17 protein-coding genes are annotated in these 13,794 nt (G+C 64.4%); 13 read left to right on the top strand and 4 right to left on the bottom strand.

Annotation, left to right across the window (positions count from 1 at the left end):
• Positions 1-263 precede the first annotated feature (263 nt).
• From ACZY1I_RS06180 to ACZY1I_RS06130, 11 genes are all read left to right on the top strand, one after another.
• A complete protein-coding gene (locus tag ACZY1I_RS06180; RefSeq protein ID WP_463753358.1) occupies positions 264-1,373 on the top strand; it encodes a polyprenyl synthetase family protein in 1,110 nt (369 codons plus the stop codon).
• Between the two features lie 19 nt (positions 1,374-1,392).
• On the top strand, positions 1,393-2,919 hold the full coding sequence (crtI, locus tag ACZY1I_RS06175; RefSeq protein ID WP_463753357.1) for a phytoene desaturase family protein: 1,527 nt from the start codon (positions 1,393-1,395) through the stop codon (positions 2,917-2,919).
• Positions 2,916-3,869 carry a phytoene/squalene synthase family protein gene (locus ACZY1I_RS06170; protein WP_463753356.1) on the top strand — a complete coding sequence of 318 codons (954 nt, stop codon included), beginning with the start codon at positions 2,916-2,918 and terminating at the stop codon, positions 3,867-3,869. The genes crtI and ACZY1I_RS06170 overlap by 4 nt, the downstream gene beginning before the upstream one ends.
• Complete coding sequence (locus tag ACZY1I_RS06165; protein ID WP_463753355.1) at positions 3,866-4,216, top strand: lycopene cyclase domain-containing protein; 351 nt, start codon at positions 3,866-3,868, stop codon at positions 4,214-4,216. The genes ACZY1I_RS06170 and ACZY1I_RS06165 overlap by 4 nt, the downstream gene beginning before the upstream one ends.
• The gene (locus tag ACZY1I_RS06160) at positions 4,213-4,530 is read left to right on the top strand and encodes a lycopene cyclase domain-containing protein (protein ID WP_463753538.1); all 318 of its coding nucleotides are present in this window, start codon (positions 4,213-4,215) and stop codon (positions 4,528-4,530) included. The genes ACZY1I_RS06165 and ACZY1I_RS06160 overlap by 4 nt, the downstream gene beginning before the upstream one ends.
• Complete coding sequence (locus ACZY1I_RS06155; RefSeq protein WP_463753354.1) at positions 4,527-5,261, top strand: class I SAM-dependent methyltransferase; 735 nt, start codon at positions 4,527-4,529, stop codon at positions 5,259-5,261. The genes ACZY1I_RS06160 and ACZY1I_RS06155 overlap by 4 nt, the downstream gene beginning before the upstream one ends.
• The gene (locus tag ACZY1I_RS06150; RefSeq protein ID WP_463753352.1) at positions 5,258-6,781 is read left to right on the top strand and encodes an FAD-dependent oxidoreductase; all 1,524 of its coding nucleotides are present in this window, start codon (positions 5,258-5,260) and stop codon (positions 6,779-6,781) included. The genes ACZY1I_RS06155 and ACZY1I_RS06150 overlap by 4 nt, the downstream gene beginning before the upstream one ends.
• Entirely contained in the window at positions 6,778-7,773 is a 996-nt protein-coding gene (locus ACZY1I_RS06145) for a DUF5914 domain-containing protein (RefSeq protein WP_463753351.1), read from the top strand. Before ACZY1I_RS06150 ends, ACZY1I_RS06145 begins: the two co-directional genes overlap by 4 nt.
• 29 nt (positions 7,774-7,802) lie before the next feature.
• Positions 7,803-8,303, top strand: a complete 501-nt coding sequence (locus ACZY1I_RS06140; RefSeq protein ID WP_463753350.1) for a DUF2784 domain-containing protein — start codon at positions 7,803-7,805, stop codon at positions 8,301-8,303.
• On the top strand, positions 8,209-8,427 hold the full coding sequence (locus tag ACZY1I_RS06135; RefSeq protein WP_463753349.1) for a hypervirulence associated TUDOR domain-containing protein: 219 nt from the start codon (positions 8,209-8,211) through the stop codon (positions 8,425-8,427). Before ACZY1I_RS06140 ends, ACZY1I_RS06135 begins: the two co-directional genes overlap by 95 nt.
• A 102-nt stretch (positions 8,428-8,529) precedes the next feature.
• A complete protein-coding gene (locus tag ACZY1I_RS06130; protein ID WP_463753348.1) occupies positions 8,530-9,114 on the top strand; it encodes a MarR family winged helix-turn-helix transcriptional regulator in 585 nt (194 codons plus the stop codon).
• Here the strand turns inward: ACZY1I_RS06130 and ACZY1I_RS06125 are convergent.
• Genes ACZY1I_RS06125 through ACZY1I_RS06115 form a run of 3 tightly spaced genes read right to left on the bottom strand, consistent with a single transcriptional unit; the run spans position 9,046 to position 12,037 of the window.
• The gene (locus ACZY1I_RS06125; RefSeq protein WP_463753347.1) at positions 9,046-10,335 is read right to left on the bottom strand and encodes a glycosyltransferase; all 1,290 of its coding nucleotides are present in this window, start codon (positions 10,333-10,335) and stop codon (positions 9,046-9,048) included. The genes ACZY1I_RS06130 and ACZY1I_RS06125 overlap by 69 nt on opposite strands.
• 8 nt (positions 10,336-10,343) lie before the next feature.
• On the bottom strand, positions 10,344-11,390 hold the full coding sequence (gene fni / locus ACZY1I_RS06120) for a type 2 isopentenyl-diphosphate Delta-isomerase (protein WP_463753346.1): 1,047 nt from the start codon (positions 11,388-11,390) through the stop codon (positions 10,344-10,346).
• Positions 11,387-12,037 (bottom strand): SOUL family heme-binding protein, encoded by a 651-nt coding sequence (locus tag ACZY1I_RS06115; RefSeq protein WP_463753345.1) that lies wholly within the window; start codon positions 12,035-12,037, stop codon positions 11,387-11,389. Before ACZY1I_RS06115 ends, fni begins: the two co-directional genes overlap by 4 nt.
• 296 nt (positions 12,038-12,333) lie before the next feature.
• On the opposite strand from ACZY1I_RS06115, the gene ACZY1I_RS06110 reads away from it, so the two are divergent.
• Both ACZY1I_RS06110 and ACZY1I_RS06105 read left to right on the top strand, forming a co-directional pair.
• Positions 12,334-12,771: an STAS domain-containing protein gene (locus tag ACZY1I_RS06110; protein WP_463753344.1), complete on the top strand. Its 438-nt coding sequence runs from the start codon at positions 12,334-12,336 to the stop codon at positions 12,769-12,771.
• A gap of 90 nt (positions 12,772-12,861) precedes the next feature.
• Positions 12,862-13,278, top strand: coding sequence for a hypothetical protein (locus tag ACZY1I_RS06105; protein ID WP_463753343.1), 417 nt, complete (start codon positions 12,862-12,864; stop codon positions 13,276-13,278).
• Here the strand turns inward: ACZY1I_RS06105 and ACZY1I_RS06100 are convergent.
• Positions 13,275-13,757 carry a MarR family winged helix-turn-helix transcriptional regulator gene (locus ACZY1I_RS06100; RefSeq protein WP_463753342.1) on the bottom strand — a complete coding sequence of 161 codons (483 nt, stop codon included), beginning with the start codon at positions 13,755-13,757 and terminating at the stop codon, positions 13,275-13,277. The genes ACZY1I_RS06105 and ACZY1I_RS06100 overlap by 4 nt on opposite strands.
• Positions 13,758-13,794: the final 37 nt, after the last annotated feature.

The following is a 13,794-nucleotide window of genomic DNA, read 5'->3' as shown; positions in this document are numbered from 1 at the left end:
AACCCGTTGCATGTTTTGACGCATGTGACGATTTCCTGACCGTCGATTTGACCCCACGGGTGGCGAACGACTGATTCTTTCACTAGTTTAATCGTTAAATATGTGAACGATGATCGTGTCAGTGGCAGAGCGCCGGAACTTTCGCACCGCTTGTTTGCCTAGTCGCTAAGGGGGTACCTCGCGTGAATCCGATCCGTTCGGACAAGCGGCTGCCCGAGGTTGAAAGGGAGGCCTCCGTGGGGACTTTGCATGAACTTACTAGGGTGCGTCTTGACGAATCCGCCCGAACAGCCGTGTCTCAGCTGCTCGCGAACGGCGAATTCGACACCTGGAGAGCGAGTTTGCGGCGGTCCGTGCTGGCAGAAGTCGCTTCCTTCGTCTCCGCACGGTGCGCCGAAGAACTCGGCGAATGTGGCGTCGACGTCGCCGGCACGATTTTGCTCGAGTTCGTCGACAGCGGCAAGTGCCTACGGTCGACCTATATGTATCTGGGCTGGTTGTGTGGCGCAGCACCTAACGAGGCAGCACTCTCGGCGACCGCCAGTCTGGAGTTGCTGCACGCGTTCGCACTGCTGCAAGACGATGTGATGGACGATTCACCCTCTCGACGGGGACGCCCCGCTGCCCATGTCCAGTTCGCCCGCTGGCACCACGAGCAAAACATGTCCGGCTCGTCGCGGCGATTCGGGGAGTCGGCCGCCACCTTGCTGGGTGATCTGTGCCTTATCTGGGCAGAGCAGATGCTGCGGGATTCCGGACTCAAACGTCACCATCTGCAGCGGGCCTGGCCTCGTTATGATGCGATGCGCACCGAGCTCGCTGTCGGTCAATTCGCAGATCTGGCAATGGATCTGAGAAACTCTCCGACGATGGACTCGGTGCTCGGCGTGGCACGGAAGAAGTCCGGAAACTATACGGTCCGCCGGCCGTTGGAGATCGGCGCTGCAATGGCGGGGTGCGATCAGCCCACCCTGGCAAGGCTCGGCGAATACGGTGTCGCTATCGGTGAGGCGTTTCAGCTTCGAGACGACATCCTGGGCATCTTCGGCTCGCCGGACACCACTGGCAAACCCAATGGCGGAGACCTGCTGGAACACAAGGCAACCAGTCTCGTAGTCACAGCGTGGGACATGGCCGACGCGTCAACCCGTCGACAGTTCGACGTGCTGATGAACACCGATGTACTCGACGAAGCCGCGATTGAGCACTGGCGAAGCCTGATCTTTTCCACCGGTGCGGTCCAAACCATTGAGGAACTGATCAGTGAACGTGTCGAGATCGCACAGAACGCCTTGAACAGCAGCGGAATTGACAGTGCGATCAAGGCCGCGCTGATCGATATGGCCAGCGTCTGCACACGGCGGGCCGCATGACGGAGCGGGTGAGGAACTGATGCGAACAGTGCGAGGTCGAACCGATCACGTGGTGGTGGTCGGTGCCGGTTTGGCTGGGCTCTCTGCTGCGCTGCACCTGGCCGGTCGAGGCCGGGAGGTCACCGTGCTGGAACGGGAGTCCTGGCCTGGCGGCCGTGCCGGCCGACGCGACATCCGCGGTTACCTGATCGACACCGGGCCCACGGTGCTCACCATGCCCGACATCATCGACGACGTTTTCGCCGCCGTCGGTGAAACCCGTAGTCAGCGCCTGGAACTACTGCCGGTGGACCCGGCCTATCGGGCCCAGTTCGCCGATGGCAACTCGATCGACGTGCACAGCGATGCCGACCGGATGGCCGCGGCGCTGCAGGAATTCGGCGGTCCGGACGACGCCGCCGGCTATCGCGCGTTGCGCGCGTGGCTGGAAAAGCTGTACCGCACCGAGTTCGACGGCTTCATCTCCTCGAACTTCGACTCCCCGCTGTCCATGCTGACGCCCCAACTGGCTCGACTGGCGGCGATCGGGGGCTTCCGGCGCTGGGACTCCATGGTCAGGCGCTACATCAGCGACCCGCGGTTGCGCCGACTCTTTACATTCCAGTCCCTCTATGCCGGAGTCGCACCGCAGCACGCCTTGGCGGTGTACGCCGTGATCGCCTATATGGACACGATCTCGGGTGTCTTCTTCCCGCGTGGCGGCGTCCGCGCACTGCCCGACGCTCTCGCCGCGGCCGGCCAGGACGCAGGTGTGCGGTTCCAGTACGGTTCCGCCGTAACAGCATTGGAGCGCAGCGGTGATCGAATCACCGCGGTGGTGACCGATCAAGGCGAACGCGTGCCGTGCGACGCGGTGGTGCTGACCACCGAATTGCCGCTCACCTACGAGCTGCTGGGCCGGCGTCCAAAGAGAGTACTTCCACTGCGCGCCGCGCCATCAGCGGTCGTGCTGCATGTGGGCTGCGCAGCGGTGGACCGCCACCCGCTCGCACACCACACCATCCTTTTCGGCGATGCCTGGGAGGAGACGTTCACCGACATCATCCGCGACGGCCAACTCATGCGGGATCCGTCGTTACTGGTGACCCGCCCCACGGCAAGCGATCCCACGCTCGCTCCCCCGGGCCGAGATCTCCTGTATGTGCTGGCTCCTGCACCGAATCTGTCGCAACAACGCATCGATTGGTCCAGCACCACGGAACCGTACGCGCAGTCCATGCTCGACGCGGTACAGGAACGGTTGCTGCCCAATCTGCAGGACGGCGCCGAACTCCTGCATGTCGACACCCCAGCAACCTGGGCGCGACAGGGGATGGCGGCGGGCAGTCCATTCGCGCTTGCGCACACGTTCGCGCAGACTGGGCCGTTCCGACCCACCAATATGCCGCGTGGCATTGACAACGCAGTGCTGGCCGGATCGTCGACGGTGCCGGGCGTAGGTGTGCCGACGACGCTGATCTCCGGGCGGCTTGCGGCCGACCGCATCACGGGGGCGGTGGATACAACCACAGCTTCACGTCTGGATCTCAAGGCCCGATTGCCATGATCCGCACCGAATTGGACGCCGCAGGCATCGACGATCGCGCTCTGCGCGACGCGTACCGGCGCTGCCGCAAGATCGCGGCCGAGAACGGCCGCACCTACTTCCTGGCCACCCGCCTGCTGGCCCCCGACCAACGCCCCGCGGTCCATGCGCTGTACGCATTCGCCCGTCTCGCCGACGACATCCTTGACGACTTCAACCCGAACCTCGACGTGGGCGCGCGGGCCGAGCGGCTGCAGCAGTTCTCCGACCGGTTCTTCGCCAGCGCAACCGATGTCGGCGATCCGGTACTGGCAGCGGTCAATGACACCGTGGCACGGTACGGCATCACCGCAGATCTATTCGAAGATTTTCTGGCATCCATGCGGATGGATCTGACCATTACCGACTACCCGGACCGGGCCGCGCTCGATCGCTACATGCGCGGCTCGGCGGAAGTCATTGGCTTGCAGGTACTTCCGGTACTGGGCACCGTGTCTGCGATCGAAGAGGCCGCGCCCTACGCCGCCGCCTTGGGCCGCGCGTTCCAGCTCACGAATTTTCTGCGGGACGTCGATGAAGATCTGGTGCGCGACCGGATCTACCTGCCGGCCGACGAACTCGCCGCGCACGGGGTGGACCGCGAACTTCTGCTGTGGTGCCACCAACACCGCTGCACCGACATCCGGGTGCGCAACGCATTGGCGGCGCAGCACGAAACCACCCGGGAGATCTACCGGTTCGCCGCCGAGGGGGTCGCTCTGCTGGAGCCCCGATCACGCCCCTGCGTGGCGACCGCCCTGATCTTGTACTCCGAGATCCTGGATCGCATTGAGGAAAGCGACTTCTCGGTGTTCAGCCACCGCGCCACCGTGGGCACGACGCGCCGACTTCAAGTCGCCGGCAGTGCCTTGTTCCGTTCCTGGCGCGCCCGACACGCCCAACCCGAATCCCATAGGCGCGGCGCGGCATGAGCGAACACTGGCAGTACCTGATCGTGCTCGGACTGTGCCTGGCCATCACGGCTCCGTTGGAAATGTTCGGCAACGGCGTCTACCGCCAGGCCCGGCGCGTCGTGTATGCGGTAGCACCGATCGCGGCGGTATTCCTGATCTGGGATGCGGTGGCCATCGCCGCCGGTATCTGGACGTACGACGGTAAATACATTCTTGGCCTTGACATTCCACCGCACTTTCCGATCGAGGAGGTGCTGTTCTTCATAGTGATTCCCCTGTGCGGACTGCTGACGTACAACGCGGTGAGCACCATCCTCGAGTGGAGCAAGCGGAGCAAGCGTCTGGACCGGAGCGGGCAGCGATGACCGGGCTTGGCTACACACTGCCTGCGGTGACCTCCGTGCTGGCCGTATGCGCGCTGGAGCTGGCGCTGCTGCACACCGGCCTGTTCCGTCGGCCGGCGTACTGGCTATCGATGGCGATCGTGCTGGGCTTTCAGGTCCCCGTCGACGGCTGGCTGACCAAGCTCAGCGCACCTGTGGTCATCTACAACGAGAAGCAGTCCAGCGGCCTGCGTTTCCCGTTCGACATTCCCGTCGAAGACTTCTTCTTCGGCTTCGCATTGGTCACCGGCGTGTTGCTGCTGTGGGAACGCCAACGCGTGAGCGGGAACTCATGAACCGAACCGGCCTGAATCGCAGTGCCGTGCCAGACGCCTTCGACGTTGGCGCAGGCGCCTACGACCGTCTGGTGGGCGCGAACCCCGGCTACCACGAAAACCTGCGACTTTCGGCGCGGCGCATGGGTTTACCCGATTCGGGCCGGGGACTCCGATTGCTCGACGCCGGCTGCGGCACGGGCGCATCGACGGCAGCGTTGCTGGCCGCGGCCCCAGAAGCCGAGATCATCGCCGTCGACGCCGCAGGCGGGATGTTGGATGCGGCCAGGGCCAAGTCGTGGCCGCCCTCGGTGCGGTTCGTCCATTCGCGCATCGAGGACCTCAAAGACCATGACATCACAGGACCTTTCGACGGCATCTTCGCCGCTTACCTGATACGCAATCTGGCCGACCCGGACAGCCAGCTGCAGACGTTCGCTGCGCTGCTGCGCCCTGGTGCGCCACTGGCCGTGCACGAGTACTCCGTACGCGATTCCAGCATGGCAACCCGGATCTGGCACGCGGTCTGCTGGGGCATCATCATTCCGTCGGGATGGTGGCGCACCCGCAGCACCACGTTGTATCGCCATTTATGGCGCAGCGTCCTGACTTTCGACGGGGCCGCCCGGTTCCGCCGACGCATCTGCGATGCGGGCTTCTCCGCGGTTCGCAGCGAAACCATGCCGGGCTGGGAACGCGACATCGTCCACACCTTTCTTGGCACAGCACCAGATGGGCAGGCGCCCGAATGACCGACCGTCGCCGCCAGAAACACCACGCTTCGCCGGGCCTATCCGATGCCCGAGCACTGACGTGGCGACCACGCGTCGCCGTCGTCGGCGGTGGCATCGCCGGCTTGGCCGCCGCGACCGGTCTCGCCGAGCGAGGTGTCGCGGTCGAGGTGCTGGAAGCTCAGAGCTATCTCGGCGGCCGGGTCGGCGGCTGGACCGACGACACCGGTGGCACCGACCTGCCGATGAACCGCGGATTCCATGCCTTCTTCCGCCAGTACTACAACCTGCGGGCTCTGCTGCAGCGCGCCGATCCGCAGCTACGAATGCTGACGCCGGTGACGGATTATCCGCTGATCGACGGTGCCGGACGCCGGGACAGCTTTCGCGGACTGCCCCGGATACCACCCTGGAACGCACTCGCTTTCGCGTTGCGCAGTCCGACGTTTCGGCTCTCCGATCTGGTGCGCATCGACGCTAAAGCGGCTGCACCATTGGCCGCCGTGTCGGTTCCCGACATCTATCGCCAGTTGGATCACATCGACGCCGAAACCTTCTTGAAGAGCATCAACTTTCCCGAATCGGCGCGCCACCTCGCGTTCGAGGTGTTCTCGCGCAGTTTCTTCGCCGAGCCGTCTCACCTGTCAGCCGGCGAACTGGCGGCGATGTTCCACATTTACTTCCTCGGATCCAGCGAGGGCCTGATCTTCGACGTCGTCAATGCGAATTTCAATGTGGGACTGTGGAATCCGCTGCAGAACTATCTGCGCAAACACGAGGTCGATTTTCGGCTGGGAACCCAGGTGGAGCAGGTTGAAACCAGAGGTTCCGCGGGCTTCACCGTCCGCACCGATTCAGGTGATCCGGTGGAAGTGGACGCCGTGGTGCTGGCCGTCGATCAGGGCGGGCTGCAGCGAATCGTGGCTGCCTCCAACGAACTCGGCAATGAACTCTGGCGAGCTCAGATACAGGGGCTGCGCACCGCACCGTCCTTCATCGTGCATCGACTCTGGCTCGATCGGCCCGTCGCATCCCACCGGTCTGCTTTCCTCGGCACCGCGGGCCATCCGCCGCTCGACAACATCAGCGTGCTGGAACGCTACGAGGCCGAAGCCGCTGCCTGGGCCGGCAGCCACGGCGGCTCGGTGGTCGAACTGCACTCCTACGCGGCGGATTCGGTGGAATCGACAGAAGCCGGAATCCGGCAGCTGCACAAGCTCTACCCCGAAACCGCTGCCGCGCAGATACTTCACGAACGCGTATTGCGACGACGCGACTGCCCGTTGTTCACTCCGGGCACCTACACCCGCCGCCCGACGGTGGTGACGCCGCAACCCGGGCTGACGCTGGCCGGTGACGGCGTTCGCATCGATCTACCCGTGGCGCTGATGGAACGCGCAGCCACCACCGGCTGGGCGGCCGCCAATCAGCTGCTACACCAGTTCGGCATCGCGGGTCACGATCTGTACACGGTTCCCACCCGCGGGCGTTCGGCGCTGCTGCGGACACTGGCGACCCGGCAAGGATCCGCACGGCCATGAGAATCGGGGCGCGGCTACGCGATCAAATGCCGAAAGACTGGCCACTACAGGTGATCCCACGCGAGTCGTGGACGGGCCAGCGGCCTACCTACGGCCAGGCTAAGCCGAGCATCATCAACGCCGCCCTGGATCGCTCACAACGCCGGCCCAGCGGAAACTGGTTCGTCTTCGCCGCCAGTCGGGAGGTGCGCGACGGGCGTCCATTCGGCACCCGGGTCGCCGGCGTCGAACTCGTCGCATGGCGCGACCGACTCGGCCGGCTATGCGTCGGACCCGGCGGTTGCCCGCATCTGGGTGCGGATCTGTCCACTGGAACCATCGCCGACGGGGTGCTGTTCTGCCGATGGCACGGCCTGGCGCTCGACGGCAAGAGTTGCAAGCTCGGCTGGACACCGTTGCCCAGCCACGACGACGGGCTATTGGCCTGGGTACGGCTCGATTCGGTCGGCGGCGAAGCGCCACTGGATATGCCCGTGATCCCCACCCGGCCCACCGGCAACTCTCTGTCGGCGGTCACCCGCGTCGTCGGGGTCTGCGAACCATCCGACATCATCGCCAATCGCCTCGACCCGTGGCACGGCAGTTGGTTTCACCCGTATTCGTTCACTCGGCTCGAAGTGCTCACCACCCCGACCCCCGAGGACGACCGTTTCGTCGTCTCGGTCACCTTTCGTATCGGCCGACTGGGAGTGCCGACGATCGCGGAATTCAACTGTCCCGAGCCACGCACCATCGTGATGCGCATCCTCGAGGGCGAAGGCACCGGGAGCGTCGTCGAAACCCACGCCACCCCAATCGGACCCGGGTTGGACGGACAACCGGGCGTTGCCGTCATCGAAGCCATCGTCGCTCAGTCGCCGCGCCAGGGGTTCCAAGCGGCGCTGAAAGTGGGCTCGTTGCTCAGACCGCTGATGCGTCACGCGGCCGACCGACTGTGGCGTGATGACCTGGCCTATGCCGAACGCCGCTATCGGCTACGTGCGGGTTTGTAAATTTCGGCCCTGATTTCGCGGTACGGCCAATGAAAAAATTCTATGCCGCCATCGTCGTCGGCACCGCGGCCGCGCATTTCGCGTATCTCGCCTATCTACCCAGCGGCGGATTTCTGGCGCTGCGCTGGCGCCGGACTTTCTGGCTGCACCTGCCGGTCGTGTGCTGGGGCGTCGGCGTGGTGGTGTGGGAGTTCCCGTGTCCGCTCACTTCGCTGGAGTCATGGGCACGCAGCCGCGCCGGAATGGCTGAGTTGCCGAAAACGGGTTTCACGGGGCGATACATCGATGGCGTGCTGTATCCCGCGAACCGGACGGGTATCGCGCAAACGCTCGCATTCGCCGCCGCCGCCGCCTCATGGGCTGCGTTGCTGATTCGGGCCCGCCGTGCCGGGTATGCGGTCCGGGGGGCGCACGATCGCGAGGAGGCGAATCGCATTGACCGACAAGAAGTTCAGCAAGGGCGACAGCGTCGAGTGGAAGAGCCACGGCCAGACCGTCAAGGGAAAGGTCGAACGCAAGATCACCTCTGATACCGAGGAAGCGGGGCGCACGGTACGCGCCTCCAAGGACGAACCGCAGTACCAAGTGCGCAGTGACAAGACGGGCAAGGACGCGGTGCACAAGCCCGACGCGTTGCGTCGCGACAGCAATTGATCGAGACGTCATGAGCCTCGTCAGCACAAACGCGTAGGCGGCTGTGCCGAACTCCCAGGCGAGAACGCCGTACGCTGTAGATCTGATGATGGATTCAGGTCGGTGACCACACGCCGCGCTAGCGACCCACCTCCTGGCCGAGAAGAGCTGCACAGGCTGTTGTCGGCCGATATCCGCGCGATCACTGCGCAGTCCGACCGCGTCGGCCGTCACTTTGCCCGGATGAACGACGTCAGCAGTAATGATTTTCACGCGCTGCTGCACATCATGGTCGCTGAAACAGCCGGCAAGCCGCTGACCCTCGCTGAGCTGCGACAACGCATGGATGTCTCTCCCCCCGCCATCACCTACCTGGTCGATCGGATGATCGAGTCGGGCCATATCAGGCGCGAACCGGACCCGAAGGACCGCCGGAAATGGCTGCTGCGTTACGAGAATCGCGGCATGGCGTTGGCGCACTCGTTCTTCCAGCCGCTCGGTGGCCACATCAGCGACGCCATGGCCGAGTTGTCAGAGCGGGATCTCGCCGCCGCACACCAGGTCTTCATGGCCATGCTGTCCGCTATGTCGAAGTTTGAGGACGCCCTGAACGCCCCCTCAGCGGATCAACCTGCGAACTTACGGCGCAACGGTGCAACCGGACGCCGGCGGCAGGGAACTGCCCGTTCCGGCGCTACCACCGGCTGACAGCAAACGCTGCTCGATCAATTCCGCCCCCCGCGCCACACCTCCGGTAGCGGCGAAACCGGCGGCCACCCGTCGCGCGCCGTCGGTCATCGCGATCGCCTCGACGACGGCGTCGCGAAGCCGGCGTGCGGTGAGACGTTTCGCCGGCAGCCGGGTCCCGCACCCAGCCACCTGTACGCGGCGCGCGACTTCGCCTTGGTCACGGGCGTAGGGCACCACGCACACCGGGATGCCGCGATCGAGAGCTTTGACAGTCGTTCCCATGCCGCCGTGACTGATGACACAGACCGCGCGATCCAGCACGGCGCCATGCGGCACGAACTGACGCACCGTCGAGTTACACGTCTGCGGTAGCCCAGGCGGCACCCCCGCCGGGAAGGTAGCGACGACGTGTACTGGCGCACCGGCCATCGCACGCAGCGCGATGTGCCCCAGTTCAGCGTCGGCCTGCGCGATCGAGGACGTGTTGACCAGCACGATGGGACGGTCAATGGCGTCCAGCCAGCCTGGGGCCGCGCCGCTACTCGGTTCGAAGACGCAGGCTCCGACGAAGTGCACGGCGTCGCCCCAGTCCGGGTGCGGGTATTCGAACGGCTCACCGCCCACGGCGAGCAGCAGCGGTGCCCGCCGCATCAACTCATCCACCGAATCGACGGCCGGTACTCCCAGTCTCGCGCGGATGCCGTTGATCGGCGGCAACGTCGGACGATCGAAGAGAAACCTGACGATCGGGCGCATCGAGGCGTCGCGGACGCCGCCGACCAGACCGGGCAGTGGCCGCAAACCGGGACCGAACGGGGGTGCCTCGCGCGACCGCAGGTAGGGCGTGAACGGCGAAAACACCAGCCAGGGCAGTCGGCTGGCTTCTGCCGCACAGATCGCTCCCCAACAGTTCGCGTCGACGATGATCGCATCGGGTGCCACCTGGGCTATCGCACGGCGAAGGTCATCGACCTCGAACGCCGCCCGTCGGCAGAGTACGTCGATCGAGCTTTTCAGGACGCCCAGTGCGCCCCGCGCAAGCCAGTCCTGCCCGACGATGGCCTCGATCCGCGGGTCGATCGCCTCGGTGTGCACACCTGCCTTCCGCATGATGGCGACCTGACCGGCCATCGTGCGCAAATGAACCTGGTGGCCACGCGCGACGAGTTCAGCCAGTTGAGCACCCATCGGATACAGATGCCCCAGCGCGGGAGACCCATAAGCAAGAACTACTGCCACGCCCGCGCCTAGGTGATCGGGACCGCGCCGAGGCCACGCAGCGTGGGCAGGTCACCCGATCCGCATCCGTGCAGGCAGATGGCAAGCTCGTCGATGAATCCCTGCAACCACGAGGTGGCAGCGTCCGCCGACTCGATCGCGGCGGGCAACAGCGGTCGAGCGACGGCAACCACGTCCGCACCGAGAGCGAGCGCTTTGGCAGCATCCATCCCGGTCTTGATTCCACCCGAGGCGACCAGCGGTAGGTGTGGCAGCGCCGCACGCACCTCCAACAACGCCTGCACGGTCGGTATCCCCCACTCCGCCAAGTCCGGAAAACGCACTTCGCCGTAGCGCACCAACTGCTCGACCCGCGACCAGGAGGTGCCGCCCGCGCCCGCGATGTCGATTGCCGCCACCGGCACTTCGCCGGTCCAGCGCAGCAAGGAGGCGACGGCCGTGGCGCCGATGCCGTGGCCGACCTCCTTGAGCAGCACCGGATACTCCAGCATGGCAGCTACATCGTGCAGCCGGTCCAGCGATCCGGAAAAGTCACTGTCGCCGTTGCGTTGCATCGCTTCTTGCAGTGGATTCGTATGGACTGCAAGCACATTCGCCCCTACGCGGTCGAGAGCCCGGACGACGTCGGGCAACGAATCCTTGGTGAACTGCGCGAGGCCGATGTTGCCGAACAGCAGCACGTCCGGTGCCACATCACGGACGGTGAAGCTGGCTGCAGCCCGTTCACCCATGGCACTGTCCAGCATGACTCGCTGCGACCCCAGCATCATTCCGATGCCGAGCCGCTGCGCGGCGGTGGCCAGGTTCCGGTTGATCGTGGCGGACAACTCGGCGCCGCCGGTCATGGCGCCCACCAGAACTGGCGCCCGCAGCCGCTTGCCGAGGAAGTCCACGGAGAGATCGATGTCGGCCAGGCTGGTTTGAGTCAACGCGTTGTACGGCAGCCGGTAGCGTTCCAAACCCGTCGTCACCTTTTGATAGCCCACATCGCCGTCGCGACACACGTCGATATGTCGACGCTTGCGGGTTGTCATCTCGCCTCGATCAGCCGTCATGAGCTGTCCGGGCCAGATTGAACCAAGACCGCGATTTCGTTGCGACGCAACGCCGGAACAGTCCACGGCGGGTCGTAGAACCATGCCGCGGGGGTGTCGAGAGTTTCAAATCCGTACTCGCTCAACGTGTTCAGCAACTTCGCTGTCTGAGCGGCAACGGCGCGACGAGTGGGACTGCCGGCAAAGCGGCGCACCGCGACCGTCTCGGGAGGTACCGTCACCAACCTCACCGCAGCGTCATCGGGTTCGGGCAGCGAGTCGAGGGTCATCCCCGCGGGCATGAAAAAGCGGATCACCCACTCGGCGCCATCGGCCTGCTGGACCACCGGCGCGGTCATCGAGATCTTCTCCCCGCCTTCGCATTTGGACTGTTGAGATACCGGTGCCGTCATCGCAATCTTCTTCTGGACATGGTTCGCGCCGAAGATGTAGCGAGCGAGCCGGCGAAATCCGACGCTGCGCGCAGACTCCTCGCCGGCCTGCACGGCAGTCTCGGCCGCCACCCGAGCGTCGTAGCGACGTATCTCCACGCTGCGCGTCAGTTTCTCGGCACTGTGCAGGGGTTCCTCGGTGCCGTGCCGATAGCCGAACACCGAGCCTGCCGCATCGATGGCCTGACCCAACACGGCGACGATTGATCCCAGCATCGACACCCCTCCTGTCCGATACCCTCCCCGCGGCCCATTGCTACCAGACTACGCGGCGGCAGGATAGTAGTTAAGATACTGAATGATTAATTCGTTTAAGTTACGCGCCGGCGGCGCCCCGCAGCCGAAGCTATCCCCAAAGCGAAGCGCGATTGACTTAATTGCTTTTCGCCAATGCGTCAGGACGTACAAGGACTAAGCTTTCGCTAGTTGAGTCCACAGCTGAGACTCGGAGTGACGCACGGAAGCGTTGCCCTTGGCCTTCCACTAAGCGCAAATCATGAACGGCCACCCTCATGCATTCTGTTGGCTCGCAAGACAATAATCGCCCCCGCTACCGCTACACCATCGACTGCGGCCGAGCTCAAATCTTCGTCTACGCGCGCAGCCTCGCGGTAGTGCTCCGGGTCGACGGAGACATAGACGCCGTCAACGCCGCAACGGTCGGAACCGAGATCCGTCGCTTCAGCAAGCTGAAGACCCCATTGGTCCTTGATGTCAGCCGGCTGAATTACCTGGGCATCGACGGTTTTCAGGAACTGTTGAAACTTAATCACGAACATCAGACCACCTCGCTGTACTGCAGCATCGTCACCGGAATGGCGATGCAACCACTGCTGCGCATCATCAACGACCACGGACTTCCGGTGGTCAAGTCAGTCCCGGAAGCGTTGCAGCTAATCGACGATGCGCTTTCGGGACGACGTCAGTTCCTGCATCGACTCGTCCGGTAGCGCAACACCGCTAGCAGTCAGTGCCGCGGCCGAAGGTAACGTTCGACCCCTACGCCCGTGCAGATGCAGAACAGCGATTGGAGCGGTGCGATGACATCCCAGGACGACTTGCCCTCGATCTCTGGCCGCCATTTTCCGTTTCGCTACGACGTCCGCGTGGCACCGCTCTGGTTGCCCTTCAAGTGGCCCGGTGACCAGGGCGTCACTCTGACCGACGACGGCCGCTTCATCGCCCGGTACGGCCCGTTTCGCGCCGAAGCGCCGCTGTCACACGTGCAGGACGCGCACGTCGCCGGGCCCTATCGCTGGTGGACGGCGGTAGGGCCCCGCCTGTCATTCGTCGACGACGGCCTTACCTTCGGAACCAACGCTGCGGCCGGAGTATGCATCCACTTCGACCCGCCCCTGCCGAGAGTCATCGGGTTCAAGAGCCACTCGGCGCTGACGGTGACAGTCGCCGATCCTGAGGGTCTGGCGGCAGCACTCAAGAGCAACGCAGCAACTTAGCCGAGATCCGTCTGAAAGCCGCGCATCGCAACTATCAGCGCGGCGAATACTCGATGAGCTGCCTGCAGATCGACGTCAGTCAGGTGAGCCAGGGCTCGATGGGTATGCAAACTGAGCGGAGTGAAGAACGCCCTGGCGGTGGCCAACCCGGGTTCGGAGAACCGCAGGATCACCTTCCGGCGATCGGCAGGATGGGAGTCGCGCCGGATGTGGCCGGACTCGATCAGGCGGTTCACCAGATAGGTGATCGCCGCTCCAGACAGCCCCATGCGGTGACTCAGGTCACCCGAAGTCATTGGCTCGCCCGCGGTTTCGGCAACCATGATGTGCAGCAGAGCGCGAAAGTCGGTAGGTCGCACGTCCTGCGAGATCGCAAAAAGCCGGCCGATCTGGTCTGATTCTGTCGACAACTCTCGCAGATCGGCCGAGATCAGCGACTCCAGTTCGGTGCGGTTGGAGACCGGCTCATCAGGTTCCATTCGACCTACAGCGTATCGCTTTTTCGTTTTCATTTCA

This window comes from Mycobacterium sp. IDUB_37 (assembly GCF_055419245.1).
Note: the sequence above shows the minus strand (reverse complement) of the source record. Positions and strands in the feature narration are given on the sequence as shown.

Coding starts and splice junctions, on each gene's coding strand:
- crtI (WP_463753357.1), top strand. CDS start 1,393: ATGCGAACAGTGCGAGGTCGAACCGATCACGTGGTGGTGGTCGGTGCC.
- ACZY1I_RS06170 (WP_463753356.1), top strand. CDS start 2,916: ATGATCCGCACCGAATTGGACGCCGCAGGCATCGACGATCGCGCTCTG.
- ACZY1I_RS06165 (WP_463753355.1), top strand. CDS start 3,866: ATGAGCGAACACTGGCAGTACCTGATCGTGCTCGGACTGTGCCTGGCC.
- ACZY1I_RS06160 (WP_463753538.1), top strand. CDS start 4,213: ATGACCGGGCTTGGCTACACACTGCCTGCGGTGACCTCCGTGCTGGCC.
- ACZY1I_RS06155 (WP_463753354.1), top strand. CDS start 4,527: ATGAACCGAACCGGCCTGAATCGCAGTGCCGTGCCAGACGCCTTCGAC.
- ACZY1I_RS06150 (WP_463753352.1), top strand. CDS start 5,258: ATGACCGACCGTCGCCGCCAGAAACACCACGCTTCGCCGGGCCTATCC.
- ACZY1I_RS06145 (WP_463753351.1), top strand. CDS start 6,778: ATGAGAATCGGGGCGCGGCTACGCGATCAAATGCCGAAAGACTGGCCA.
- ACZY1I_RS06140 (WP_463753350.1), top strand. CDS start 7,803: ATGAAAAAATTCTATGCCGCCATCGTCGTCGGCACCGCGGCCGCGCAT.
- fni (WP_463753346.1), bottom strand. CDS start 11,390: ATGACGGCTGATCGAGGCGAGATGACAACCCGCAAGCGTCGACATATC.
- ACZY1I_RS06115 (WP_463753345.1), bottom strand. CDS start 12,037: ATGCTGGGATCAATCGTCGCCGTGTTGGGTCAGGCCATCGATGCGGCA.
- ACZY1I_RS06110 (WP_463753344.1), top strand. CDS start 12,334: ATGCATTCTGTTGGCTCGCAAGACAATAATCGCCCCCGCTACCGCTAC.
- ACZY1I_RS06105 (WP_463753343.1), top strand. CDS start 12,862: ATGACATCCCAGGACGACTTGCCCTCGATCTCTGGCCGCCATTTTCCG.
- ACZY1I_RS06100 (WP_463753342.1), bottom strand. CDS start 13,757: ATGGAACCTGATGAGCCGGTCTCCAACCGCACCGAACTGGAGTCGCTG.